Annotated in this window: 27 protein-coding genes, 1 pseudogene and 2 riboswitches; of the genes and pseudogenes, 16 read left to right on the top strand and 12 right to left on the bottom strand. The window is 39.6% G+C overall.

All coding sequences use genetic code 11. From position 1 onward, the window contains the following. Window positions 1-40: 40 nt before the first annotated feature. Both AC1DVK_RS05035 and AC1DVK_RS05030 read left to right on the top strand, forming a co-directional pair. Complete coding sequence (locus tag AC1DVK_RS05035) at window positions 41-217, top strand: hypothetical protein (RefSeq protein ID WP_477625978.1); 177 nt, start codon at window positions 41-43, stop codon at window positions 215-217. 248 nt (window positions 218-465) lie between these two features. After that, window positions 466-1443 (top strand): aldose 1-epimerase, encoded by a 978-nt coding sequence (locus AC1DVK_RS05030; RefSeq protein WP_477625977.1) that lies wholly within the window; start codon window positions 466-468, stop codon window positions 1441-1443. Between the two features lie 41 nt (window positions 1444-1484). On the opposite strand, the gene AC1DVK_RS05025 is transcribed toward AC1DVK_RS05030, so the two are convergent. Continuing rightward, on the bottom strand, window positions 1485-2873 hold the full coding sequence (locus AC1DVK_RS05025; RefSeq protein ID WP_061462169.1) for an amino acid permease: 1389 nt from the start codon (window positions 2871-2873) through the stop codon (window positions 1485-1487). 522 nt (window positions 2874-3395) lie between these two features. Between AC1DVK_RS05025 and AC1DVK_RS05020 the strand changes: the two genes are divergently transcribed. The 3 genes from AC1DVK_RS05020 to AC1DVK_RS05010 all read left to right on the top strand — a co-directional run bounded on the left by AC1DVK_RS05020 (window position 3396) and on the right by AC1DVK_RS05010 (window position 5249). After that, on the top strand, window positions 3396-3560 hold the full coding sequence (locus AC1DVK_RS05020; RefSeq protein WP_081108733.1) for a YezD family protein: 165 nt from the start codon (window positions 3396-3398) through the stop codon (window positions 3558-3560). Window positions 3561-3739: 179 nt separating this feature from the next. Then, window positions 3740-4525: a serine hydrolase gene (locus AC1DVK_RS05015; RefSeq protein WP_061462170.1), complete on the top strand. Its 786-nt coding sequence runs from the start codon at window positions 3740-3742 to the stop codon at window positions 4523-4525. Window positions 4526-4682: 157 nt separating this feature from the next. Then, window positions 4683-5249: a YdcF family protein gene (locus tag AC1DVK_RS05010; protein ID WP_089364727.1), complete on the top strand. Its 567-nt coding sequence runs from the start codon at window positions 4683-4685 to the stop codon at window positions 5247-5249. Window positions 5250-5304: 55 nt separating this feature from the next. On the opposite strand, the gene AC1DVK_RS05005 is transcribed toward AC1DVK_RS05010, so the two are convergent. Beyond that, window positions 5305-5565 (bottom strand): hypothetical protein, encoded by a 261-nt coding sequence (locus AC1DVK_RS05005; protein WP_089364722.1) that lies wholly within the window; start codon window positions 5563-5565, stop codon window positions 5305-5307. A gap of 330 nt (window positions 5566-5895) precedes the next feature. Here AC1DVK_RS05005 and cspC point away from each other — a divergent pair, with 330 nt between their 5' ends. Beyond that, complete coding sequence (gene cspC / locus AC1DVK_RS05000; RefSeq protein ID WP_010331195.1) at window positions 5896-6096, top strand: cold shock protein CspC; 201 nt, start codon at window positions 5896-5898, stop codon at window positions 6094-6096. Between the two features lie 124 nt (window positions 6097-6220). Here cspC and AC1DVK_RS04995 read toward each other — a convergent pair whose 3' ends face one another. Continuing rightward, window positions 6221-6388, bottom strand: a complete 168-nt coding sequence (locus tag AC1DVK_RS04995) for a hypothetical protein (protein ID WP_164855016.1) — start codon at window positions 6386-6388, stop codon at window positions 6221-6223. Window positions 6389-6772: 384 nt separating this feature from the next. On the opposite strand from AC1DVK_RS04995, the gene AC1DVK_RS04990 reads away from it, so the two are divergent. Then, entirely contained in the window at window positions 6773-7060 is a 288-nt protein-coding gene (locus tag AC1DVK_RS04990) for a hypothetical protein (protein ID WP_089364723.1), read from the top strand. A 512-nt stretch (window positions 7061-7572) separates the two neighbouring features. Here AC1DVK_RS04990 and AC1DVK_RS04985 read toward each other — a convergent pair. Further along, on the bottom strand, window positions 7573-8805 hold the full coding sequence (locus tag AC1DVK_RS04985) for an aminopeptidase (protein WP_477625976.1): 1233 nt from the start codon (window positions 8803-8805) through the stop codon (window positions 7573-7575). 414 nt (window positions 8806-9219) lie between these two features. Continuing rightward, window positions 9220-10707 carry an aldehyde dehydrogenase family protein gene (locus AC1DVK_RS04980; RefSeq protein WP_061462174.1) on the bottom strand — a complete coding sequence of 496 codons (1488 nt, stop codon included), beginning with the start codon at window positions 10705-10707 and terminating at the stop codon, window positions 9220-9222. Window positions 10708-10977: 270 nt separating this feature from the next. Here AC1DVK_RS04980 and AC1DVK_RS04975 point away from each other — a divergent pair, with 270 nt between their 5' ends. Continuing rightward, window positions 10978-12183, top strand: a complete 1206-nt coding sequence (locus tag AC1DVK_RS04975; RefSeq protein ID WP_477625975.1) for an MFS transporter — start codon at window positions 10978-10980, stop codon at window positions 12181-12183. 35 nt (window positions 12184-12218) lie between these two features. Here the strand turns inward: AC1DVK_RS04975 and thiE are convergent, their stop codons facing one another. The 5 genes and pseudogenes from thiE to tenA all read right to left on the bottom strand — a co-directional run bounded on the left by thiE (window position 12219) and on the right by tenA (window position 15631). Continuing rightward, a complete protein-coding gene (gene thiE, locus AC1DVK_RS04970; protein ID WP_061462176.1) occupies window positions 12219-12851 on the bottom strand; it encodes a thiamine phosphate synthase in 633 nt (210 codons plus the stop codon). Beyond that, window positions 12832-13647: a hydroxyethylthiazole kinase gene (gene thiM, locus AC1DVK_RS04965; protein ID WP_477625974.1), complete on the bottom strand. Its 816-nt coding sequence runs from the start codon at window positions 13645-13647 to the stop codon at window positions 12832-12834. The genes thiE and thiM overlap by 20 nt, the downstream gene beginning before the upstream one ends. Further along, entirely contained in the window at window positions 13644-14450 is an 807-nt protein-coding gene (thiD, locus tag AC1DVK_RS04960; protein WP_284471402.1) for a bifunctional hydroxymethylpyrimidine kinase/phosphomethylpyrimidine kinase, read from the bottom strand. Before thiD ends, thiM begins: the two co-directional genes overlap by 4 nt. Continuing rightward, window positions 14419-14940, bottom strand: a complete 522-nt coding sequence (gene thiW, locus AC1DVK_RS04955) for an energy coupling factor transporter S component ThiW (RefSeq protein WP_477625973.1) — start codon at window positions 14938-14940, stop codon at window positions 14419-14421. Before thiW ends, thiD begins: the two co-directional genes overlap by 32 nt. A 14-nt stretch (window positions 14941-14954) precedes the next feature. Further along, window positions 14955-15631, bottom strand: a pseudogene (gene tenA, locus AC1DVK_RS04950) (thiaminase II). Window positions 15632-15725: 94 nt separating this feature from the next. Further along, window positions 15726-15830, bottom strand: a riboswitch (TPP riboswitch). A gap of 159 nt (window positions 15831-15989) precedes the next feature. Continuing rightward, window positions 15990-16094, top strand: a riboswitch (SAM riboswitch). A gap of 176 nt (window positions 16095-16270) precedes the next feature. On the opposite strand from tenA, the gene AC1DVK_RS04945 reads away from it, so the two are divergent. Continuing rightward, window positions 16271-16459, top strand: coding sequence for a Fur-regulated basic protein FbpA (locus AC1DVK_RS04945; protein ID WP_061462181.1), 189 nt, complete (start codon window positions 16271-16273; stop codon window positions 16457-16459). 251 nt (window positions 16460-16710) lie between these two features. Then, a complete protein-coding gene (locus AC1DVK_RS04940; RefSeq protein WP_125160892.1) occupies window positions 16711-16905 on the top strand; it encodes an aspartyl-phosphate phosphatase Spo0E family protein in 195 nt (64 codons plus the stop codon). Window positions 16906-16975: 70 nt separating this feature from the next. On the opposite strand, the gene AC1DVK_RS04935 is transcribed toward AC1DVK_RS04940, so the two are convergent. Continuing rightward, entirely contained in the window at window positions 16976-17482 is a 507-nt protein-coding gene (locus AC1DVK_RS04935) for a GNAT family N-acetyltransferase (RefSeq protein ID WP_061462182.1), read from the bottom strand. A 223-nt stretch (window positions 17483-17705) separates the two neighbouring features. Between AC1DVK_RS04935 and AC1DVK_RS04930 the strand changes: the two genes are divergently transcribed. The 6 genes from AC1DVK_RS04930 to AC1DVK_RS04905 all read left to right on the top strand — a co-directional run bounded on the left by AC1DVK_RS04930 (window position 17706) and on the right by AC1DVK_RS04905 (window position 20980). Beyond that, window positions 17706-18407 (top strand): DUF459 domain-containing protein, encoded by a 702-nt coding sequence (locus AC1DVK_RS04930; protein ID WP_410860791.1) that lies wholly within the window; start codon window positions 17706-17708, stop codon window positions 18405-18407. A gap of 126 nt (window positions 18408-18533) precedes the next feature. Beyond that, window positions 18534-18842, top strand: coding sequence for an MFS transporter (locus AC1DVK_RS04925; RefSeq protein WP_477625972.1), 309 nt, complete (start codon window positions 18534-18536; stop codon window positions 18840-18842). 366 nt (window positions 18843-19208) lie between these two features. After that, entirely contained in the window at window positions 19209-19385 is a 177-nt protein-coding gene (locus tag AC1DVK_RS04920) for a DinB family protein (protein WP_477626006.1), read from the top strand. Next, a complete protein-coding gene (locus AC1DVK_RS04915; RefSeq protein WP_477625971.1) occupies window positions 19310-19699 on the top strand; it encodes a hypothetical protein in 390 nt (129 codons plus the stop codon). Before AC1DVK_RS04920 ends, AC1DVK_RS04915 begins: the two co-directional genes overlap by 76 nt. A 149-nt stretch (window positions 19700-19848) precedes the next feature. Further along, complete coding sequence (locus tag AC1DVK_RS04910; RefSeq protein ID WP_089364166.1) at window positions 19849-20313, top strand: M15 family metallopeptidase; 465 nt, start codon at window positions 19849-19851, stop codon at window positions 20311-20313. Window positions 20314-20437: 124 nt separating this feature from the next. After that, window positions 20438-20980 carry an acyl-CoA thioesterase gene (locus AC1DVK_RS04905; RefSeq protein ID WP_061462186.1) on the top strand — a complete coding sequence of 181 codons (543 nt, stop codon included), beginning with the start codon at window positions 20438-20440 and terminating at the stop codon, window positions 20978-20980. Between the two features lie 193 nt (window positions 20981-21173). Here the strand turns inward: AC1DVK_RS04905 and AC1DVK_RS04900 are convergent, their stop codons facing one another. Continuing rightward, window positions 21174-21809, bottom strand: coding sequence for a Bax inhibitor-1/YccA family protein (locus AC1DVK_RS04900; protein WP_089364152.1), 636 nt, complete (start codon window positions 21807-21809; stop codon window positions 21174-21176). Between the last annotated feature and the right edge of the window lie 194 nt (window positions 21810-22003).

The raw sequence follows: 22003 nt of genomic DNA, 5'->3' as shown, positions 1-22003 counted from the left end.
AGGGCATCCTTTTTTATTTAGGCTCTTTTCGTAAAGATTGTTGTTTTTAAAACGAAACTATTTAAGGCTGATTGGAGCGGAAGTGCGAGACTCCTGCGGGAGCAGCGGGACAGGTGAGACCCCACAGGCGTTTACGCCGAGGAGGCTCACCGCCCGCACCAAGGAAAGCGAGCATCTGGAGGGGAAATCAAACCACAACTCACTACCTCGTAAATAGCAACAAAGTATGTGAAAACAGCCTTTATTTAATAAGGTACCTAGTAAAGTAACGGTAGTCGAGCAGTGCACAGTAAAAAGTATAAAAGAGAAACAGAAAAATAGTAAAGCAAACTAAGCAAAATCCTAGATTACCAACACTTAATTCAAACAGGGAAATATTAAGAAAGAAATGTATTTTCCATTTGTTGCAAAAAGTGGTCATTGGAAGTAGGATGGATATATGTTCAAGCCAAAGGGGGAGAATAAGTGACAGGGTATATAGAGGATATCATTTTTTTAAATGAAAAGGCCATAAAGTTCGGCAATGCAAATGTGGAAGCGATGCTTGCACCATCTTTAGGCAGCAATCTGCTTTCGTTGAAGTACAAGCGAAAGGATATTGAGGTGCTGCGAACTCCGGATAGTTTGGAAGATTATAAAAAGGACCCCATATTATACGGTATGCCAATCTTGTTTCCTCCCAATCGAATTGAAGATGGTCAATTTACATATAAGGGGAATACGTATAAGTTTCCAATCAATGAAATGGGAAAATACAATCATATTCATGGTCTTTTGCATGACAAGCCGTGGCGAGTCTGCAAAAAGGAAGTGAACGGGAATGAAATCGTCATTAATACTGAATTTTCAAGCAGTGATTTTACTAATCTAAAAGGTAGCTTCCCACAAGATATCACTGTGAATATGTCTTTGTCTTTAATGGATGATACATTGGATATCCAATTGGAAATCACCAACAAGGGCATTGAACCCTTTCCGTGGGGAGCAGGTTATCACACTGTATTCAATTTTCCATTTGGACCAGGGAGCAAAATGGAGGATTGCAGAATATCACTTCCCGTCAATAAACAATGGGAGTTGAATGAAAGGTCATTGCCCACTGGTGAAATTCATGAAACGGCCAATACGTTGGAAATCCAAAATGGATTTAGCTTGGAAGGTTGGCGGTTTGATGATCTTTTTGGCTATGATGAGGAAAGTGCTCTGGAAAACGAGTGTGTTCTCACTGATCAAGATGCTGGCATACAAGTCATTTATCAAGGCGATCAACGTTTTAAGTTTTGGGTATTGTTCAATCAGGAGGGGTTCGTCTGTCCGGAACCATATACATGGGTAACGAATGCTCCTAATCTGGATTTATCGGCGGATTTGACTGGATTGCGGGAGCTAAGCTCAGGGGAAATGGTTCAGCTGAAGACTAGACTGATAATGAAAGAGATATAAATAAAACACCTTGGCACTTTTGAATGCCAAGGTGTTTAAGTTTATGCTTTCTTTCTCATCCAGAGTGGGTATAGAACGATTCCAAATACATATAAGGCAATGCCAAGTATGAATGTATTCATATCGGCTGTACCGGTCTTGATGACCCAGATCGAGTAGACTAACGCTAAGATGGTGATGATGCCATCACGTACCCTTGAGCCTTTCATGATGTCATATGTTTCACCAGTCATGACTAACTTTAACTGGTACAGAACTGATGCAAGATAAGGAATCAAGTAAGCGAGTGTTGCGACAATCATTGAGAATTTATAAGCTTCCAGGATCGTTCCCGAAATAGTGGAGAATAAGAATATCTGTGTCATGATATTTGTTATTGTCATAGAACGGACGGGTGTGCCATTTTTGTTTGCCTTTGCAAAGTAGGCCGGAAACAGATCTGATTTCGCTGCCTGGTAAGGAACTTCAGATGCAACGACAATCCACCCGATTGTTGATCCCAATAAGGAAATGACGGCAAGAGCGGCCATTAAATACGTGCCGCTTGAACCAACTATAGCTTGTAGTGCGTCAACAAGTGGCTTTTGGGATATTTTCAAATCATCTTGAGATATGGCACCCATCGTCAATAAGGTAATGCCGATATAAATGGAAACAGCGATAAGTAAACCAAGAATCGTCGCTTTCTTTACATCATTTTGTGACTTAGCACGGTTTGAAAGCATGACGGCAGCTTCAATACCGATGAAGGCCCATAATGTTGAAATTGCAGCAGCATTCACTTGAGCACCTAAAGAGATGGCTGAACCTGCTTTATCATAAAATTCAGCACCGTTCCCTAGATTGGAAGAATCGAAGATGAATATCGTGATAATGATGAAAAATAAGAATCCAAGCACTTTGGTAACCGTAGCAAAAAGATTCAGTTTTCCAGCACTGTTAAAATTTCTTACCAAGATTGCCTGGATCCCCCAAAGTGCAATGGAGCATACCGCAAATGTTAGTGCTTTACCCACTTCGAGATCAAATGAACCAGCAGTATAAATCACTTTGGTACTATGCATGACCGGGAAAAATGTTGATAGGTAACCAGCAAATGAAATGATGACAGAAGCTGTCGCAGCCCAATTTGCAGCCCAATAACCCCAAGCCATGCTATATCCTGAAACCCTTCCTTTAGCCGGAGATTTAAATAATGCTTGAGCATAACTTTGAGGTCCAGCCTTCAAGTCCGGTTTCCGGACTGCCAAGTTACCAAACACCAGAGCTATTAGAAAAACTCCCAGTCCAGTAACCACCCACGCCAATGTGGCCCCTAATGGGCTGGATACTTGTGCTAATTGAGCAGGGAGCATGAAAATTCCGCCGCCGACCATATTCCCGATTACGAATGTGGTCAAAATTAATAAACCCCATTTTTTATTTACCATTTATAATCGAACCTTTCTTAAATACAAAGTGTGTGTTAATACCGACAACTTATACTAAAATAGTATATCTTAAATAGTTTAGTTTGGTAAAGTGGTAAATAGGTAAAATGTAAAACACATACTAATCAGAAAATTCTAATTCATATTGACAAAACGAGGGAATTGGATTATATTAGTAAATACCAAGTTAGTTGGTAAGAATAATGCGGTTTTTGCTTTAAATCGTATTTTTCTATAACATATGCAACTCTCAAATATTGCCGATTAGTCAACTAAAGGCACCCTTACATCTACTTCTGTTAGATGGCGGGTGCCTTTTATTTTTATAGTGGGGGGAGGGGAATGTGGAGTTCCTATTAACTGGTTATTCTTATACGCAAAGTATGATGAGGATATGATAGGTAAACCAAGTTCCTCAAGAAAACATGGAAAGCGGGGAGAGTACGTGTGATGTTCGTACGATCTCTTTTTAACATTAGGTATGAAACGAATCTTTATTACCAGTAGTGAAGGGGAGAGATTATGGAAAAGAAAGAAGAATTCAAATTTAGGCATATCATTTCAAGCTTGGAAGATCTACAATATGGATCCGTCATAATAACCGTACATGACGGTGAAATCACTCAGGTGGATACAACTGAGAAGAAACGATTCCCAGTTAAGGGCCGGGCTGTTAAAACAAGATAAATACCACTTTTTAAGGGGGCTTTCAAGACGAAGGCTCTTTTATTTTGCTTTTTATACAAATTAATTCGATTTGGAATTTCGTAGAAGATTGTACTGCTTTTAACATGGTAGAATAAGTTAAGGTATAAGGGAGTTTTTAAAGGGACTTAAATGAAATAATAAGGAGGAACAGGGAATTTATGACCTTACAAACCATAGAACATGATATCTTGGCATTAGTTGAATCATTTAATGGGAAAATTGCATATAAAATTGAAAATGGTCTAGGAGAGACTATTGGATATCACGTGAATGAATCCTTTCAATCAGCTAGTTTAATCAAAATACCAATGATCATCGAAGGTTATCGTCAAAGTGAACAAAAGAAAATCTATTTGAATCAACCAGTGACCATCCCCCCTAATGAAGTGACCGGCGGATCTGGGGTCCTGCATGCCTTATCAAATAAGGTATTTTTAACGGTTGAGGACTTATTGACATTGATGATAACCGTTTCTGACAATACTTCCACGAATATGATGATGAGCCTGTTAGGCATTGATGAAATTAATCGATGCATCAAGGAACTTGGTTTGAAAAATACCATCCTTGAACGAAAAATGCAGGATTTTAAGGCATTAAAGGAAGGACGGGACAATACCATTTCGGCGGAAGATACGATTACCTGCTTAAAAGCCATACATACAGGCGACTTTTTAACGAAAGAAAGCCAGGAAAGAATAATGCGTGTATTTGATAATCAGCAAATACGGGATAAACTTCCATCACTGATGGGCAGAGGAGTTAAGGTCGCAAGCAAAACGGGCGGAATTCGGGGAGTTGCCCATGATTGTGCAATCATTCGGTCAGAAACACAAACAGTTTATGCTGCAGTTCTAACTGAAGATATGAAATCAGAGGAAGAAAGCCGTCAAGTAATAAGTAAAATTGGAAAGTTGATATATGATGATATGGTCTCAGAATAGATTATCCGATTTGGAATGGTCATCACTATAATAAGAAGAAGAGCGGGAAGTCAATTATGATTCCCGCTCTTCCATATTATTAGTTATAAGGGGAAATGAGGGGAAAGTGGTATATAATGAAAGTAAAACGAAGCGGGGAAAAACATTGAAGAGGACGATGAAATTTGGCGTAATTGGATTTGTGGTGTTACTGGGTTATTTTGGTTTTTTACATATGAAAATTCAACAAAGCATTCACCAGCCAATTCCGGAAAATGCCAATTACCTCATAATTCTTGGAGCAAGGGTCAAAGGTTCGGTTCCATCATTATCTTTACAATACCGGATTGATAAAGCTGCAGAATATTTATCGGCGAATGAACATACTGTGGTTATTGTATCTGGCGGCAAAGGTCCGGGGGAAGATATTTCGGAAGCAAAGGCAATGCAACAGGGGCTAATCGCGCATGGAATAGAAGCAGCGCGTATCATGATGGAAGACAAATCTACAACAACTCACGAAAATATTGTTTTCTCAAAAGAACTCATTCCTGATAAAGCTGCTTCCGGATTGATTGTCAGTAATGATTTTCATATCTACCGGGCAGTTGAAATAGCAAAAAAAGAAGGCTTGGACATGAAGGGAATACCGGCAAAGACACCAAAAGTGGTATTGTTGAAATCGTATACCCGTGAATATCTTGCTATTACCAAATATTATTTGACTGAATTAATTGGGAGATAACCATCCCAGGGGCATAATCCGAATTCCCTTTCCTTATAGACGGGGGATTCTTTTATTATTCGACTTCCACGACAACATTGGGAATTTCCCAAAAATCGTTTTCTTGATATATTTCCTTAAGTGTCTTATAGACGGGATACCCGGTGTAGGAAATCTCGACTTGTTCATCAGGATCTACTTCTTCCACATCTATATCATCAACAAAACCAAGTTGATCATTGATTTCCATTAAATAGAATCCAAGTGCCTCATACCCGCTATAGGCTACAATAACCTTGCTTTCAAAACCGCTATTGGAAACTTTGTAATATTTCATTGATTGACCTCCTTGCTGTTTACTCTTTAAGTGAAATGGTACTGTTTCTTATTTGATATACCCTTTCATCATTATCTGAATCATTCTATTGGATAAATAAAGTAAATAAAGGAAAGAGGGAAATGGGCAATTGAAAAAATCTATCCAATAGGAAGGCGAAGAAGATGTAATCCTTGTATTTTTAAAATATCTCTAGATAATTTGCTATATTAATCATTTCATGTTAATCTAATAAAGAATTGTTTTTGATTGTGGAAGAGGATACTAGTTATTTTCCAAATGGTTAAAAATAGTAATAACATGTGTGTTATGCACTAGGAGGCAACAAAAATGGAACAAGGTACAGTTAAATGGTTTAATGCAGAAAAAGGTTTTGGATTTATCGAACGTGAAAACGGAGACGACGTATTCGTACATTTCTCAGCTATCCAAAGCGAAGGCTTCAAATCTTTAGACGAAGGTCAAAAAGTAACTTTCGACGTTGAGCAAGGTGCTCGTGGAGCTCAAGCTGCTAACGTTCAAAAAGCTTAATTTTAAAATTAAATCGTAACCTATATGAACAGACTCCTCTACTGGAGTCTGTTTTTTATTGTTTTAAAAAATGAAGGCATAAAAAAACCCACTCTGAGCGGAGTAGGGTTTTAGGGACGTGTTATTAAGCTTTTTTTAATTCTTCTTCAAAGAAAAAAGTAGTTGGATGTTCTTTTACCGTATAAGAATATCTTTTCATGTTCTTTACGTATGCCCATTTATTAATGGTTACTGATTCATTAGTATCCTGAATAGTTACTGTTTCGCCAGTATTATACTTATTGCTTTTCAATTTATGCACCCTCTTTATTAATAGTATAACATATTTGGGAATAAAAAATGTGTTCAAGATATTCCAATGATATATTATGTAGCTTCCTAAACGTGATAAGTGGACGTATTGTGAGATCTTTTGCCTTGAACAGAGCATATTTAAAAAGGTTCTGCACATTCGGATATTATAAAAGGAATGAGGATGCCTAAAACTAATTTTAGGATCGGGAAAATTAATATTAATCCATTGCCCACTAAATGCTTCTTCATATTCTCCCCATACCTTTTTTGACTGGCTAATTGTCTGTAAACACTTGTGAATTTTTAATATAGGCAAATGTCTATTCCCTTTTGAATATGGACACATACACTATTTTTGAAGCAATTTGAGGAGGAGATATAAATGGAAAGACAATTCTTTGGCGGTTATCCTGGTTATGGTATGGGTTATGGTGGTTTAGGCGGTTATGGCATGGGTTATGGCGGTTTAGGCGGTTATGGCATGGGTTATGGCGGTCAACCTGGATACGGTATGGGCTATGGTGGTTATCATGGTTATGGTATGGGCTATGGCGGTCATCCTGGATATGGTATGGGCTATGGCGGTCATTCTGGTTATGGTATGGGTTATGGCGGTCATTCTGGATACGGTATGGGTTATGGCGGTCATCATGGACATGGTTGTTACTAGCCTCATTAAGTAATATTAGTTAATTTTGCACATGACGTTAATTTAAAATGAACATTTGCCTTATTAGACGCTGGTTTGAGTTCAATAACACAAATATTTAATAAGCTGTTTATATACAAAATTTTATTCATAACCTGTATATAAATGGCTTGTTTTCCATGAGTATCATATAGGTAAAGCAGCAGGAAAGTTGTAAGGAAGGAAAGAAGTATTGATTCCAGACTTCGACAAGCAATATAAAAGATATACCATTCGAGAATTCTCAGCTTGCAAAGGAATTAGGTGGATCAAGACCAACACTAGACAAATTAATTAAAGAGCATCAACAGGTGACTATTTAAAGGGACTTCCAAAATAAACTGTACACTTTATAGCCACGTGCTTCCTAGTATGCAGAAACACGTGGCCAATGAGATGGATAATTTGTTTAAATCTAATGAAATGTGATGTGACCAATTCTTTGACAACTCAAGGCTATGGACCTTAAAAACCCCTCTATATCAACGCTTTAATTAAAACGCCCAATCCCCATTACGGAAGACAGGTTCTGAAGTGCCATCCTGTTTGATGCCGTCGATGTTCATTTTCACGGATCCAATCATGAAATCGACATGTGCAAGGCTTTCATTCAGCCCATTTTCTGCAAGCTCTTCTGGACTCATATTTTTTCCGCCTTCAATACAGAAAGCATAGGAGCTGCCGATAGCGAGATGGTTTGACGCGTTTTCATCGAATAATGTATTGAAGAATAAAACATTCGATTGGGAAATCGGTGAGTTGAATGGAACGAGTGCCACTTCCCCAAGATAGTGTGAACCTTCATCCGTTTCAACCAATTGTTTTAGGATTTCTTCCCCTTCTTCAGCTTTTACTTCAATGATCCGTCCTTCCTTAAAGGTTACGGAAAAATTATTAATGATGTTGCCGCCATAACTAAGAGGTTTCGTACTGGAAACCGTACCGTTAACACCTGTTTTCAATGGAACCGTAAACACTTCTTCGGTTGGCATGTTAGCCATGAATTCATGACCCTGTACGTTAACGCTTCCTGCTCCGACCCAAAGGTGTTTGTCAGGCAACTCGATTGTCAGGTCGGTTCCAGGAGCCGTGTAATGCAATTTTTGGTAATGCTTATCATTTAAATAATCAACCTTTTCATGCAGGGTATCATCGTGTTTTTTCCAAGCCTCTACAGGATCCTTCACATCAACACGAACTGCCTTGAAAATGGCTTCCCATAGCATATCAACGCGTTTTCCTTCTGCTTCTTCAGGAAATACTTTATCAGCCCAAGCCTTGGAAGGGACGGCGACTATGGACCAGCTTACTTTATCCGATTGCATATACTGACGCCACTTCTTCAGAGCAGTCCCGGATGCCTTTTGGAAGTTGGCAATCCTTTCAGGTTGTACACTTTTCAATAAGTCAGGGCTTGAGGAGATGACGGACAGATACGCAGCTCCGTTTTCCGCAAGTTCAATCGTTTCTTCTGCCCGCCACTTTGGATACTCGTGGAACACCTCATCCGGAGCCAGTTCATATTTGGTACGTGCAACGATATCATCATTCCAATTAACGATGACATTCCGCGCGCCGTTCTCATATGCTTTTTTTACGATGAGACGCACAAGGTCAGCTCCCTCTAATGTAGTGTTTACAACCAGGGTTTGATCTTTTTGGATATTAACGCCGACCTTAACGGCCAGTTCTGCATATTTTTCTAAATTCTTTTGAAAATCACTCATCATTTAAAAACTCCTTTTCCATTTTCTACATCTATAATTGTACTTATTGTCAGATAAAAAAGAAACTTTTTACATCGTTGTATGGAAAAACTTTATAGTTCTATGAAAGATTATAAGATCAAAAACAACTTTTCAGTAAATCATGGTCCACATAACATTCCCAATTGATTTCACATAGGTGATTAATGGCCGCCTCAACACCATCACCGGGGTTTGAACACGTACACCCGCGCTAGCTCCAGCAGTAAAGGTGCCTTCAACATTCTTTTTGTCCATGTTTCAACCTACCAAAACTAAAGAAGGAAAGACTATCGGAAAGGTTTGAATAGTCGCAATAATTTTGTTGTTTCTCAGTTCATCACGGACTGAAAGAAAGGGGGTCTCTTTGAGACCCCCTTTCTAATATTCAAAAAATCACTTACCCAAATTGATCCAGACGCTTTTCACTTCCGAATAGTTATCAAGTGCATAAGATCCCATTTCACGTCCGATTCCTGATTGTTTGTAACCGCCGAACGGGGAAGCCGCGTCGAAAGCGTTATAACAGTTCACCCACACTGTACCAGCACGGAGTTTTCCTGCAACATAATGGGCATTGGCTAAATCGCTTGTCCATAAGCCAGCAGCCAATCCATATTCACTGGCATTTGCGCGGTTAATGACATCGTCTAAATCCTCGTATGGCATTGCGGCAATGACCGGCCCGAAAATCTCTTCTTTAGCGATCGTCATTTCCTCTTCAACACCAGCGAATATGGTAGGAGAAACAAAGTAGCCTTGTTCACCCGGTTTGTTACCGCCGACAAGAACTTCCGCGCCCTCGTTTTTCCCTTTTTCAATATAGCCCATTACCCGATTTTGCTGCTCCTGGGAAACAAGCGGTCCAATTTGTGTGCTTGGATCTAAACCTGCCCCTTGTTTGATATTTTTTGCATGGCTGGCCATATCGGCAACAACGTTGTCATAATGTTTCTTTTGAATATAAACCCTGGATCCGGCACAGCATACCTGCCCTTGGTTAAACATGACCCCATTCAAAGCTCCAGGTATGGCTTTTGAGAAATCCGCATCGGGTAGGATGATGTTTGGGGATTTCCCACCAAGTTCCAATGTGACCCGTTTCAATGAATATGAAGCGGAACGCATGATCAATTTTCCAACTTCAGTCGAACCGGTAAATGCAATTTTATTTACTTGCGGATGGTCGACAAGTGCTTGTCCCGCGGTTTCACCAAAGCCGGGAACGATATTGACCACCCCATCAGGGAAACCGGCTTCAGCGAACAATTCAGCCAAATAAAGTGCGGAAAGCGGTGTTTGCTCAGCAGGCTTTAATATTACCGTACAGCCTGTAGCAAGTGCCGCTCCAAGTTTCCACATCGCCATAAGAAGCGGAAAGTTCCATGGGATGATTTGTCCCACAACACCAACAGCCTCGTGTTTTGTGTAGTTAAAGTAATTTCCACTTACCGGAATGGTTTGTCCAACAATCTTGGTGGACCAGCCAGCAAAATATCTCATATGTTCTATAGCTAAAGGAATGTCAGCATTGGTAGTTTCACTGATTGGTTTCCCATTATCCAGCGTTTCCAATTGAGCAAGTTCAGTTTTGTTTTCTTCCATTAAATCTGCCAGCTTATACATAAGCCTGCTGCGGGTAGCGGCGCTCATCCTTGACCAAGGACCTTCATCGAATGCTTTCCGTGCAGCTTTGACGGCTAAGTCGATATCTTCTTTATCTGCTTCATATACTTCGGCAAGTTTTTGTCCTGTAGCAGGATTAGGAGTGGAGAAGGTTTTTTTTGAAGCACTTTCTACAAACTGACCATTAATATAAAGCTTTTTTGGTCCTGTTAAAAATTTTTGCAGCTTTCCACTTACTTCTAACGTTAGATTTGTCATTAGTACCCTCCTGAATATGAATATCAGCAAAACATGATGACTTATTTGATAACGCTATGATCTATGCCAATTTTTATAATAAATGAAAAAAAGGGAATATTCAATCTTTATCATTCGACATAATACCCCAATCAAGAGTCATTCTTCATTTATAAACGATGAAGTTTTTTGTCATGACATGTGTAAATACTATAGCGGAAATTAAAGTTAATAGTTAAAATGAATAGGGATAAAATAACTAGAAGGTCTAAAGTTCTTCAGGAGGAATATATGGGAAATGATGTTAAAACGATATCGCAGCGTAAATTATTAAGTGTTGCGGGTCTTGGGTGGATGTTCGATGCACTTGATGTCGGTATGCTTTCTTTCATTATAGTTGCTTTGAAACAGGAATGGAACTTAACCAGTGAACAGGTTGGCTGGATAGGGAGCATAAACTCTATAGGGATGGCTGTCGGAGCTGTTTTCTTTGGTGCGATGGCTGACAGGGTCGGACGCAAGAATGTCTTTATCATTACATTATTATTGTTTTCAATCGCAAGTGGCCTGTCTGCAGCAGTCGGTACACTCAGCTTGTTCTTGATATTGCGATTTTTGATTGGAATGGGACTTGGAGGCGAACTTCCGGTTGCATCGACATTGGTTTCTGAAAGTGTTGATGCTAGTAAAAGGGGAAGGGTTGTCGTCCTCCTTGAAAGTTTTTGGGCGGTTGGCTGGATATTGGCAGCACTCATCTCCTATTTCATCATTCCGGCTTATGGTTGGAGGGTTGCGTTGATATTAAGTGCAGTTCCCGCTTTATATGCACTGTATCTGCGCTTGAAGCTACCAGATTCACCGAAATTTACGGAACTTGAAAAGAAGCAGAGACCAACAGTAATAAGCAACATGAAAAGTGTCTGGAAAAAGGAATATTCTCGCCAGACCCTTGTTTTGTGGATTCTTTGGTTTTGCGTGGTCTTTTCTTATTATGGGATGTTTTTATGGCTGCCAAGTGTGATGGTCTTAAAAGGATTCAGTATGATTCAAAGCTTTGAATATGTTTTGATCATGACGCTTGCACAGCTTCCGGGCTATTTTTCAGCTGCATGGCTGATAGAGAAGATGGGTCGTAAATTCGTTTTGATCACATACTTAATTGGAACAGCCATCAGTGCCTTTTTCTTTGGATCGGCAGAGGGGTTGGCACTGCTGATAGTTTCTGGAATGTTCCTATCTTTCTTCAACTTAGGGGCATGGGGTGCGCTTTATGCGTATACACCTGAGCAGTATCCAACTGCAGTTCGTGGAACCGGTACAGGGCTAGCTGCTGGTATTGGCAGGATTGGCGGTGTCCTGGGGCCATTGCTTGTAGGGTATTTAGTTGCTGCCGGTACCCCGATTTCAACGATTTTCACCATATTTACAATTGCTATTCTAGTGGGAGCCGCTGCTGTGGCTTTTGGGAAGGAAACAAAGAATACCGTTTTGACATAAACGAAGGAAGGGGACCAATCAGTCCCCTCTTTTCTTTACTTAAAGTCTTTTATTATTTTTAAAAGGAGTTCGGAGGCAATCTTTGGACTATCTGCATTCATGATGGCTGAAACGACTGCGGTACCGGATAGCCCGCTATCTGAAAGTGAGGAAATGTTATCGGCTGTGATACCCCCGATTGCTACGGCAGGAATCGATACGCTGCGGCAAATTTCCTCCAAATCTTCAATGGCCATTAGCGTTGCATCTTGTTTGGTCTTCGTCGGGAAAACGGAACCGACTCCGATATAGTCTGCTCCATTTTGTTCGGCTTCGAGAGCTTCTTCAAGTGTGGAGACTGAAACACCGACAATCATATCGTCAGGAACCATTTGTTTGATGACAGGCAGTGGAAGATCATCTTGCCCAATATGAATTCCGTCCGCTTCAACAGCGAGTGCTATATCTACCCGGTCATTAATGATAAGGGGAATGGACAGCTCGCTCAATAACTGTTTTAATGCAGAAGCCTTTTTATAAAAGGAGAGGGAGGAATTGTTTTTCTCTCTAAGTTGTACGATCGAAACTCCTCCTGAAACCGATTCTGCAATGATTTTGGTCAATTCTTCTATTGCTATCGACTCTTCCGTAACTAAATATAGACTTAAATCAATTTGGGACTTCTTCATTTATTTTCACCTCATGCATCCAGATTTCCTTATCCATTCTTGATATTGCATCCATTAATCGCACTCGAAACGTTCCTGTCCCTTCATCTTCTTGAAGTTTTGCAGCTGCCAGGTCCCCTGAAATGCTCATGGTCGAGATACCGGCAATTGCCGCAGAATAGAAATCGTCCGTGACTCCGGAAAAGGTGCCGATAAGAGCAGTGGCCATGCATCCGGTACCAGTAACATTAGTTAAAAGGAGATTCCCGTTGTCGATAATTGACGTATGTTTTCCGTCGCTGACCGCATCCTTAGCCCCGCTGACCACGATGATACTATTCAAATTATTTGCTGCTTGTGCAGCCAGCTCTGCATTGCTAATCGCTAGTTCCCCTGAATCCACTCCGCGTGTAACGATATCCCCCCCCATCAATCGAAGGATCTCACTCGCATTTCCGCGAATGATTTGGAAAGTAACCTTACTTAGGAGCTCTGTGACTTTCTCTGTCCGATAGGAGGTGGCACCCACTCCCACCGGGTCCAAAATGACTGGGATATTCAGGGCATTTGCCGTCTTGCCGGCAATCTCCATTGCTTCTAAGGCTTTATCATCAATCGTACCGAAATTCAGGACCAATGCATTCGCTAATTTGACCATATCCGCCACTTCACTGGGGCTCGATGTCATTACAGGTGAGCCACCGATGGCAAGGGTGACATTGGCACAGTCGTTGACCGTAACAAAGTTGGTGATTTGGTGAACGAGAGGTTTTCTTTCTCGTACTTTCACGAATAAATCGGCTGCAGCAACATTCATATTAAGTCACTCCGTTCTTTTTTTGAAAATGAATGAAAATGATGGACAGGTCCATGCCCCCTACCGATTGAAAAGCTATTACGTATCGCTTCGGAAATATAGGTTTTGGCCAGTTCAATCGACTCTTTCAATGGCAGTCCATTTGCCAGGTTGGATGTAATGGCGGATGATAGGGTACAGCCTGTACCATGTGTGTTTTGTGTATGAATGCGTTCTCCCTTGATCCATTGGAAGTCAGTTCCATCATAAAAAAGATCGTTTGGATTTCCTGCTGCATGGCCCCCTTTAAGTAAAACGGCTTTAGAACCTAGTTCATGTATGGATATGCATGCCCTGTAAAAATCTTGTTTCGTTCGAATCGACAAGCCAGTAAGGACTTCCGCTTCTGGTACATTCGGGGTTACAAGTGTTGCAAGCGGAAGTAATTCCATTTTTAAGGCAGTGACAGCTTTTTCGTCTAGCAAATGGTGGCCGCTTTTTGAAATCATGACTGGGTCAAGGATAACGATGGAAGGTAAGTAGGTTTTAATGGACGCAGCGACTGTTTTCACTATTTCTTTTGATCCAAGCATTCCTATTTTTACTGCATCGACATGAATATCCTCAAAGATGGCAGCAATTTGATCCGAGATGATAGCTGTTTCGATGGCCTGAACTGAACGCACTTCCATTGTGTTTTGTGCAGTAACGGCTGTAATGGCAGACATTCCAAAGACACCATGTGCAGAAAATGTTTTTAAATCTGCTTGTATTCCAGCACCGCCCCCTGAATCAGAGCCTGCGATGGTTAATGCTGTTTTCATAAAAAATCCCCTTCATATAATTATTTTTTAGAAGTATGTTAAGTAATATGAAAGCTAAAAGCGCACCTGCGAATGAACTAAGCATAAAAGCTGGTAAAAAACCAAAAAGAGCAGCTTTTTCCCCCAATAGGAGGAGTGCAAGTGGATAACAGGATAGGGATCCGAGAATGCCGGTCCCAATCACTTCCCCTAGACAGGCGAATTTCAAGCTTTGTGTTTTTCGATAAAGGACGGCAGCCAATAGTGCACCTATCATGCTGCCAGGAAAGGCGAAAATTGAACCGGTACCAGACATGTTTCTAATGATGGAAACTAATAAAGCTTGTGTTACCGAATAGGCAGGTCCCAATAAAACGGCTGTCAGGACATTTGCCAGATGCTGTATCGGGAAGATTTTAGCAAATCCGACAGGGATGAAAATAATTGAACTGGTCAGAGTCGTTATACCCGTGATCATGGCAGTCAACGTCATTTTCTTGATTGGATTCATCATCATGTCAATACCTACAGTGGCCAATCCTGTTCATTTTGAACCATATCCCAGAATAAATATTCATATCGGGAAGTCACCAAAAAGTGCTTTTCTAATCTCAGAAGTTCCTTTTCAGGCATGCCTCTTGTTAATTCTTCCAATAAAGCAATCAGCCACTTGTGTGCCTCACCGAATTCAGGAGATGAATAGGACCTTATCCAATCTGCGTAGCGGTTGTTTTCCAATGCTTCACCATTTTGTTTTTTTAATATCAAACCGATTTCGTAATAATCCCAAGCACATGGTAGGAGACAAGCGATGAGGTCTGCCAAAGTCCCATGCTGAGCTGCATTTAGCATGTAACCCGTATAGGCTAAAGTGGTAGGCGTAGGTTCTGTTTCTTCCAATTCCTTGGTACTGATTCCGAATTCCGAAGCATATCCATTTCCACTTGAAGAGTTTCATTTAAAATACTGGAAAATCTTGCCATGGTTTCGATATTATGAGCTTTGATGACACCTAGAGCAAAAAGCTTGGAATATTCCATGAGATAGATATAGTCCTGCTTCAAATAATAAGAAAACTTCTTTTCAGGTAGCGTGCCGTTTCCAATTGCCTGGACAAAGGGATGTGAATGGTTCCTTTTCCAAATTTCTTTTGCCCGTCCATGAAGTCTTTCACTGAAGGTTTCTAATTTAGTATTCTCCATTGTTCATCCTCCTTTAGAATAGATCCCCTATTTACATCCATAAAAAAAACCGCTCCTGAATACGGAACGGGGTAGATGGATAAAGTCTGCAAATGGACGATATCATCCACTTCCCTCCGCCGGTATGAGCCGGTTCAGGTTCAAAGGGTCCGGAACTAATTCCATCTCAGTCTAAAAAAAGACTCCCCTAGTGGTGTGAATTGTATGTAATTACTGACATCATATCAGAAAGACAAGAAAATGCAACCCACATTTGAAAGGGGAAACCCATTTATGGCAAGTGGAAAAGGAAGAACCAGGTAATTGACTTTTGATGTTTATTGGGATAAAATCATTTCTACATCATTTATATATTGAATTCTTATCCAGAGAGGTGGAGGGACTTGGCCCAAAGAAACCTCGGCAGCAGACCCATTTTGGGAACTGTGCTAAATCCAACAAGCATTTGCTTGGAAGATAAGAAGAGCCATACGGACACTGTAAGCCTCTTCTTGAATTAGAAGAGGCTTTTATTTTTGCGGAATAACGTTTAGTGGCATACTAGAAAAGGTATATATAATTTGGTGAAATCAAACCGGTTAATACAGTTTAGCTCAACTAGAAGCGGGCTCTATGATGACTAGGAAAGGAGCCATTTACATGGCAGAATTATTTAAGAGGATTGAACAGAGGAAGGCAATGCTTATTGAAGAGTTATTGGCCAATGGAGTATACAAAACCTCTGATGAAAGGCACCTTTATGATGCCCCGTTAAAAGTACTTGAAAATGAATATAAGATTGTAATAAATAGACCAAATAACGAGTCTCCTTCGGAATGGATGACATAGTATCCGATAGGCTATAATCTTGGGATAAGGGATATGATGTAAGCATTCGCAGTCTATACTTGTGGATGCTTTTTTTATTTGTGTTTATATAGGGGATGACACAATATATACATATTTAGAAAATGAAATAGGCTTTTTGTCACATTTAAACAGTAAAATTACACATTTAATTTCAAATAAATAGTTGATTTTAACTATAAGTTTCATTATGATGAAGGTGTAAAAAAATTGAATAAATGGGAGGTGGCTTGATGCTTTGCCAGAAGGTAACTGTGGAAAAAGTAGAAGAGAAGAGACAAGAAATGATTAAATTGGCGGCAATTTATGGTTTAACAAGTCTTCTAACTGTTCAAGCAAGCCAAGAATTGGATACGCTGTTGAATGCTTTAACAAATAAAAGAGATTCTGAATATTTTTCCCTTAAGAAAGTATATAGGTATTTCTAAATTCTCCATTTCGGCCTAGTTTAATCTGAAAAAGGCTACTGCTCAAGGCAATAGCTTTTAAATGAATATTTTAATTATCGACACGTTTCCCAAGTATAATCAAATCTCTTTCAATGCCATCGAGCTCTGCAACTCGAGGCAAATTTGCCCATTTTTCAAACCCGAATTTTGAAAAAAGCTTCAGGCTAGGTATATTGTGGGCAAAAATGAAACCTAATAAAGTCTTCACCCCTAATTTAGGGCTCACTTCAATTGCCTTTTGAATCGAAATTTGTCCGATTCCTTTTCCCCGGAAATAATCATCGATATAAATGCTGATTTCGGCCGTAGAATCATAAGCTGGCCGGCCATAGAAAGATTGAAAGCTCATCCATCCGGCAGTTTGCCCTTCTATAGTAATGATATATAGTGGTCGACTTTCTGAATGATGTTCCTCAAACCATTTAACCCTCGATTGTACGGATACAGGTTCCGTATCTGCCGTGACCATTCTTGAAGCAATTGTCGAATTATATATTTCAACGATTCTGGGTAAATCCGAAAGTGCTGCCTCCCTAAACTCTATGTGCTCTGCCATCATTTAAACTCCTATCTATCATTTATATTCAATCTCCAGAATAAAGGGTATCATCCCGCTTACATAAAGGCCGGTGAATGAAGCCCAATCCATTGAAAGTTTTATATTATCATACACTCTTTACTATTTATCTGACAATTCATTTTTGTATGTTAAAACTACAGATTTTTGGGTATTTAAAATGATGAAATACTTCATAGTAAATAGACAAAAGGAGAAACCAATGAAAAAAGTAGCAGGTTTGTTAATTATTGTACTAGTTATTTGTTTTGCTGCATATAAATTTCAGGCCTCGGAGTCGAAAGATGTGCAAAGGGTAATGGCTTTTGGAGATTCGTTAACCTATGGAAAAGGGGATAAGGACGGGGAGGGATATGTAGAAGGTCTGGAGGATGAATTGAATAATCCGGAATCGGAACAAAAAGTGAGTTTTTGGAATTACGGGATAAAAGGTCAGGAAACGGATGGGATCATGAATCAGCTTGATGATTACCGCATTAAATCGAAACTTGATAAAGCCGATACTTTCATCGTTTATATTGGAACCAATGACTTGATCAATAGTAACGGCGGTGACTTGAAGAAAATAAGTGATCGAAAAATCGATGAGGGTAAACGGGAGTATATCAACCATCTTGATAAGATTACTTCGACACTGATAAAGGCAAACGATAAAGCGGATATACTTGTAGTGGGACTGTATAATCCGATTAAAGATAATCAAAAACTTGAAAAGCACATCCAAGATTATAACCAATCAATAATGGGAATATCGAAAAAGGATAAAAGGATGGTATTCATTCCTACAAATGATCTTTTTGAGAATAAAAAGAAAACCGAGTATTTCAGTGATAAGATTCATCCCAATGAAAAGGGATATCAGCTCATTACGAATCGGATTTTGGAAAGTTATCATTTCAAATGAAAGTAAAAATGCACAGAAGGCTGAATTATACCCCGGATAACGGACATACATAAAAAAGTGTCCCTTATCCGGGTTTTTTTGAGATTGAGACTGTTCCCATTGATTTAATGGCTGCTGTTCTTACTTTTGCTTATGCGGGCGTATTTTACTTTTATCCCTATTTATGCTGAGGCATTAGGTATGACATCTATTACAAGTTATTTCTTTGTAATCTTCGCACTCTTTATAAAACTGTCACGTCCATTTGTTGGAAAACTATTTGATCGTAATGGAGCAAATCATATAGTCTATCCATTCGTATTAATTTTTATCATAGGTATGATCATTTTGAGTCAAGCACATACCATGAATGCATTTTTAAGTGCGGGAGCAATCATAGGGGAAGAGTTTGGTGTTCTTCAACCTGCTATGCAAACTCTTCTGTTCAGTCAGTAAATACTGAGCGAAAAGGGTTAGCAACTTCAACGTTTTTTTTATTCAATGATTTAGGTGTGGCATTAGGTTCCTTCACTATAGGTATTGTCTCCTCACATACTACCTATAGTTTTGTATATATAGTATGTGAGCTGTAATGATTTTTCTTTATGTTCTTTATTATTGCTTACAACATCGCAAAGTCATTGCTATTTGGAGCTATATGGAATTTCGGAATTTATTTGTATTAGGTAAATTTTACCTTTATGACTATCATAGAGCTTTTTGAAAAATAGACAACTATAAATCGGTTCGTTTCGTCAAAAAGCATTATTATTTTACACATTCATATAGAAAATGGAATAATTAAAGGAGATTAGCTAGGCCATAAGAGGAGATGCTATAAATGAAAATATCAGGGGAGAACTTTTAATTGGGGTCAAAGGACTATCGGATGAACAACTGGACGCCCATCCTGAAGAAGGACGTTGGAGCATCATTCAGATATTGGATCATTTATATTTAATGGAGAGGGCCATAACAAGGATATTGCCGATAAATTGAATAGCGATGAAAGCATTCCAGCTGTGGATAAACCAATCGAGCTTACTTTAAATCGAGAATTGAAGGTTCTGGCCCCGCCATTTGTCATTCCGTCAGAATCATTCCAAACTTTGAGCAAGGTTAAGGATAAGTTGTCCGAATCCCGCAAAGCCTTTATACAAGTCGTTGATCATGCAAAACGAAATGATCTCGAACAAAAGTCTTTTCCTCACCCTTTGTTTAAAGAATTAGGCTTGAAGCAATGGGTTACTTTCGTGGGACTTCATGAAAAACGGCATTTAATGCAAATAGAAGAATTGAAATCAAAGTTATAATAGAAGAAAAACTCATCCTTCTTTGGTTGAGTTTTTCACTTTCTGACTGTTATTCGTAAAGGAAGGATTTTTCAGTGAAAGCTACTTGGGTAAGGACATGTTTGGTATTGGGCTTTTTCGGATTATTGTTGGGGCTCTTGTTCAAGTATATGCTGCCGCCTGATCTAGATGAAATCAAACTGACTGACGAGCTTAATCCGATCGTCGCCGAAAAAAAAGATGAGCTCATTCAACAGGCTAATGACAAAGGCATCCCGGTAATCATTACAGCGGGGTTCCGGTCAGTAGCCGAGCAAAATGAACTCTATGAAAAAGGCCGATTAACCAAGGGCAAAGTCGTAACGAATGCAAAAGGAGGGGAGTCGCTTCATAATTTCGGTTTGGCGATAGATTTTGCCCTCCTTAACAAACAAGGCGAGGCCATTTGGGATATGGGTTATGATGGCAATCATAATGGGAAGTCGGATTGGATGGAAGTCGTAACCATCGCTAAAGGGTTAGGTTTTGATTGGGGCGGGGATTGGGCAGGGTTTAAGGATTATCCTCATTTACAAATGACATTTGGCTTGAGCCTGCGTGAGCTGCAACAAGGCAAGCAACCAAAAGGGCAGTGAAAGGTTATTTTAAGGCCGAATAATTTTGACTAATAGCAGGAAAATAAGCATGTATATTGCTTTACAGGTAAGAATTCGATAAAGTGGACTAGTGAGAAATCAGACAAAAAGGAGTGCAGTCACCATGGAAGAAATAAAACATTGCCGGGATTCTTTGGTCATAAAAACAAGCCTTGTCCTCCCGCCGGATACAAATAATATTGGTACGATGTTCGGAGGCAAATTAATGGCATACATTGATGATGTAGCGGCTATATCCGCCATGCGGCATGCGAGAAGCAACGTCGTGACGGCATCAACTGATTCTGTCGATTTCCTGCACCCTATTCACGAAGGAAATGCAGTTTGCCTTGAAAGCTTCGTGACGTATACGGGCAGAACATCAATGGAAATCATCGTAAAGGTGATTGCGGAGGATTTAGTTACAGGAGATCGGAATTTATGCGTCATTTCCTTTTTGACCTTTGTTGCCATTAATGAAGTAGGTAAACCAATTCCGGTTCCGCGTTTGGTTCCCGAAACAGAGATGGAAATGAATTTAAATGAATCGGCAAAACAACGGGCCCAAATAAGGAAAAAAAGAAGAGAAGATACACAGTTCATTGCAAGTACCTTTGGTGTGAAACTGCCATGGACCGATCAATCAAATCCAGGATTATATAAATAAGATACAGTACCTTCAGCAGTTCATTGCCAGGGGTTCAAAATTTTTGGGGAACTCTCATGAATTGGTTTTATACAGTGATTTATATAAAATACCTGATAGATGCTTTTTTACCCAAATGGGGCACATACGTGAAAAGACGCTTGGACAGCCAAGCGTCTTTTTCTGTTACCATGTAGGATTGGATACCATCCTTTTAGTCATCACTTGCTAAAATACCAAAGAAACGTAAGATGTTAATGAAAAGGTTAATGAAATCAAGATATAGATTCAGGGCCATGAGTGGTACTTCTTCGGCTGTTACCCCGTAATGCTTCATTCGATTGAAATCATATAAAATATAACCACTGAAAACTAAAATGCCAATAAATGAAAAGACCAGCATGGCTGTAGAGCTTAATGGAAAGAAAATGTTGAAAAGGCTAATGACCACTAAAGCCAGCAAGGCTGCAAATAACATTCCTCCCAAGAAAGAAAGATCCCTTTTGGTGGTTGTCGCATAAACCGCCAGTCCTCCAAATACAACTGTCGTCGTAACACCGGCTAAGATTACCACATTTGCCCCTGCAGCTGCTAAGTAGTGTGCAATGATCGGATAGGTGGTTATTCCTGAAATTAACGTAAAACTATACAAGAATGTGTACCCGATAGATTTTTTCCTCCGCATGATGAATGCTCCAATCAACATGGCGATCTCGAGGATCGCTAAGGGAAGAAACAAGGATGGCGGAATAAAAGTGCCGAGAGCCATCCCTAAAACGGAAACTGCTAGAGATAACGCGAACGTCCTCATCACTGAAGGCATATATGTTTGTACAGTTTGTGAATACATTCAATCACCTCATCATTTATTTGCTACCGATTTCTACGGATCTGTTTTAAAAAGGTTTCATTACATTTAATAAATTTAGTTGTTTTTTCGAAAGTATCGAAATATATATGAAATAATTACCTATTTTATGATATCCTTACAATTAAACTAACTTTTCTGAAATATTAAAATATTTTTATTCTAAATCATATTAA

The organism is Peribacillus sp. P4_B1, from assembly GCF_056402395.1.
This window is presented reverse-complemented; position numbering and strand designations above follow the sequence as displayed.

Bases quoted from the DNA above. Each gene is read 5' to 3' on its own strand.
- AC1DVK_RS05025 (WP_061462169.1), bottom strand. From the start codon at position 2,873: ATGGTAAATAAAAAATGGGGTTTATTAATTTTGACCACATTCGTAATC.
- AC1DVK_RS05020 (WP_081108733.1), top strand. From the start codon at position 3,396: ATGGAAAAGAAAGAAGAATTCAAATTTAGGCATATCATTTCAAGCTTG.
- AC1DVK_RS05015 (WP_061462170.1), top strand. From the start codon at position 3,740: ATGACCTTACAAACCATAGAACATGATATCTTGGCATTAGTTGAATCA.
- AC1DVK_RS05010 (WP_089364727.1), top strand. From the start codon at position 4,683: ATGAAATTTGGCGTAATTGGATTTGTGGTGTTACTGGGTTATTTTGGT.
- AC1DVK_RS05005 (WP_089364722.1), bottom strand. From the start codon at position 5,565: ATGAAATATTACAAAGTTTCCAATAGCGGTTTTGAAAGCAAGGTTATT.
- cspC (WP_010331195.1), top strand. From the start codon at position 5,896: ATGGAACAAGGTACAGTTAAATGGTTTAATGCAGAAAAAGGTTTTGGA.
- AC1DVK_RS04990 (WP_089364723.1), top strand. From the start codon at position 6,773: ATGGAAAGACAATTCTTTGGCGGTTATCCTGGTTATGGTATGGGTTAT.
- AC1DVK_RS04985 (WP_477625976.1), bottom strand. From the start codon at position 8,805: ATGAGTGATTTTCAAAAGAATTTAGAAAAATATGCAGAACTGGCCGTT.
- AC1DVK_RS04980 (WP_061462174.1), bottom strand. From the start codon at position 10,707: ATGACAAATCTAACGTTAGAAGTAAGTGGAAAGCTGCAAAAATTTTTA.
- AC1DVK_RS04975 (WP_477625975.1), top strand. From the start codon at position 10,978: ATGGGAAATGATGTTAAAACGATATCGCAGCGTAAATTATTAAGTGTT.
- thiE (WP_061462176.1), bottom strand. From the start codon at position 12,851: ATGAAGAAGTCCCAAATTGATTTAAGTCTATATTTAGTTACGGAAGAG.
- thiM (WP_477625974.1), bottom strand. From the start codon at position 13,647: ATGAATGTTGCTGCAGCCGATTTATTCGTGAAAGTACGAGAAAGAAAA.
- thiD (WP_284471402.1), bottom strand. From the start codon at position 14,450: ATGAAAACAGCATTAACCATCGCAGGCTCTGATTCAGGGGGCGGTGCT.
- thiW (WP_477625973.1), bottom strand. From the start codon at position 14,940: ATGAATCCAATCAAGAAAATGACGTTGACTGCCATGATCACGGGTATA.
- AC1DVK_RS04945 (WP_061462181.1), top strand. From the start codon at position 16,271: ATGGCAGAATTATTTAAGAGGATTGAACAGAGGAAGGCAATGCTTATT.
- AC1DVK_RS04940 (WP_125160892.1), top strand. From the start codon at position 16,711: ATGCTTTGCCAGAAGGTAACTGTGGAAAAAGTAGAAGAGAAGAGACAA.
- AC1DVK_RS04935 (WP_061462182.1), bottom strand. From the start codon at position 17,482: ATGGCAGAGCACATAGAGTTTAGGGAGGCAGCACTTTCGGATTTACCC.
- AC1DVK_RS04930 (WP_410860791.1), top strand. From the start codon at position 17,706: ATGAAAAAAGTAGCAGGTTTGTTAATTATTGTACTAGTTATTTGTTTT.
- AC1DVK_RS04910 (WP_089364166.1), top strand. From the start codon at position 19,849: ATGCTGCCGCCTGATCTAGATGAAATCAAACTGACTGACGAGCTTAAT.
- AC1DVK_RS04905 (WP_061462186.1), top strand. From the start codon at position 20,438: ATGGAAGAAATAAAACATTGCCGGGATTCTTTGGTCATAAAAACAAGC.
- AC1DVK_RS04900 (WP_089364152.1), bottom strand. From the start codon at position 21,809: ATGTATTCACAAACTGTACAAACATATATGCCTTCAGTGATGAGGACG.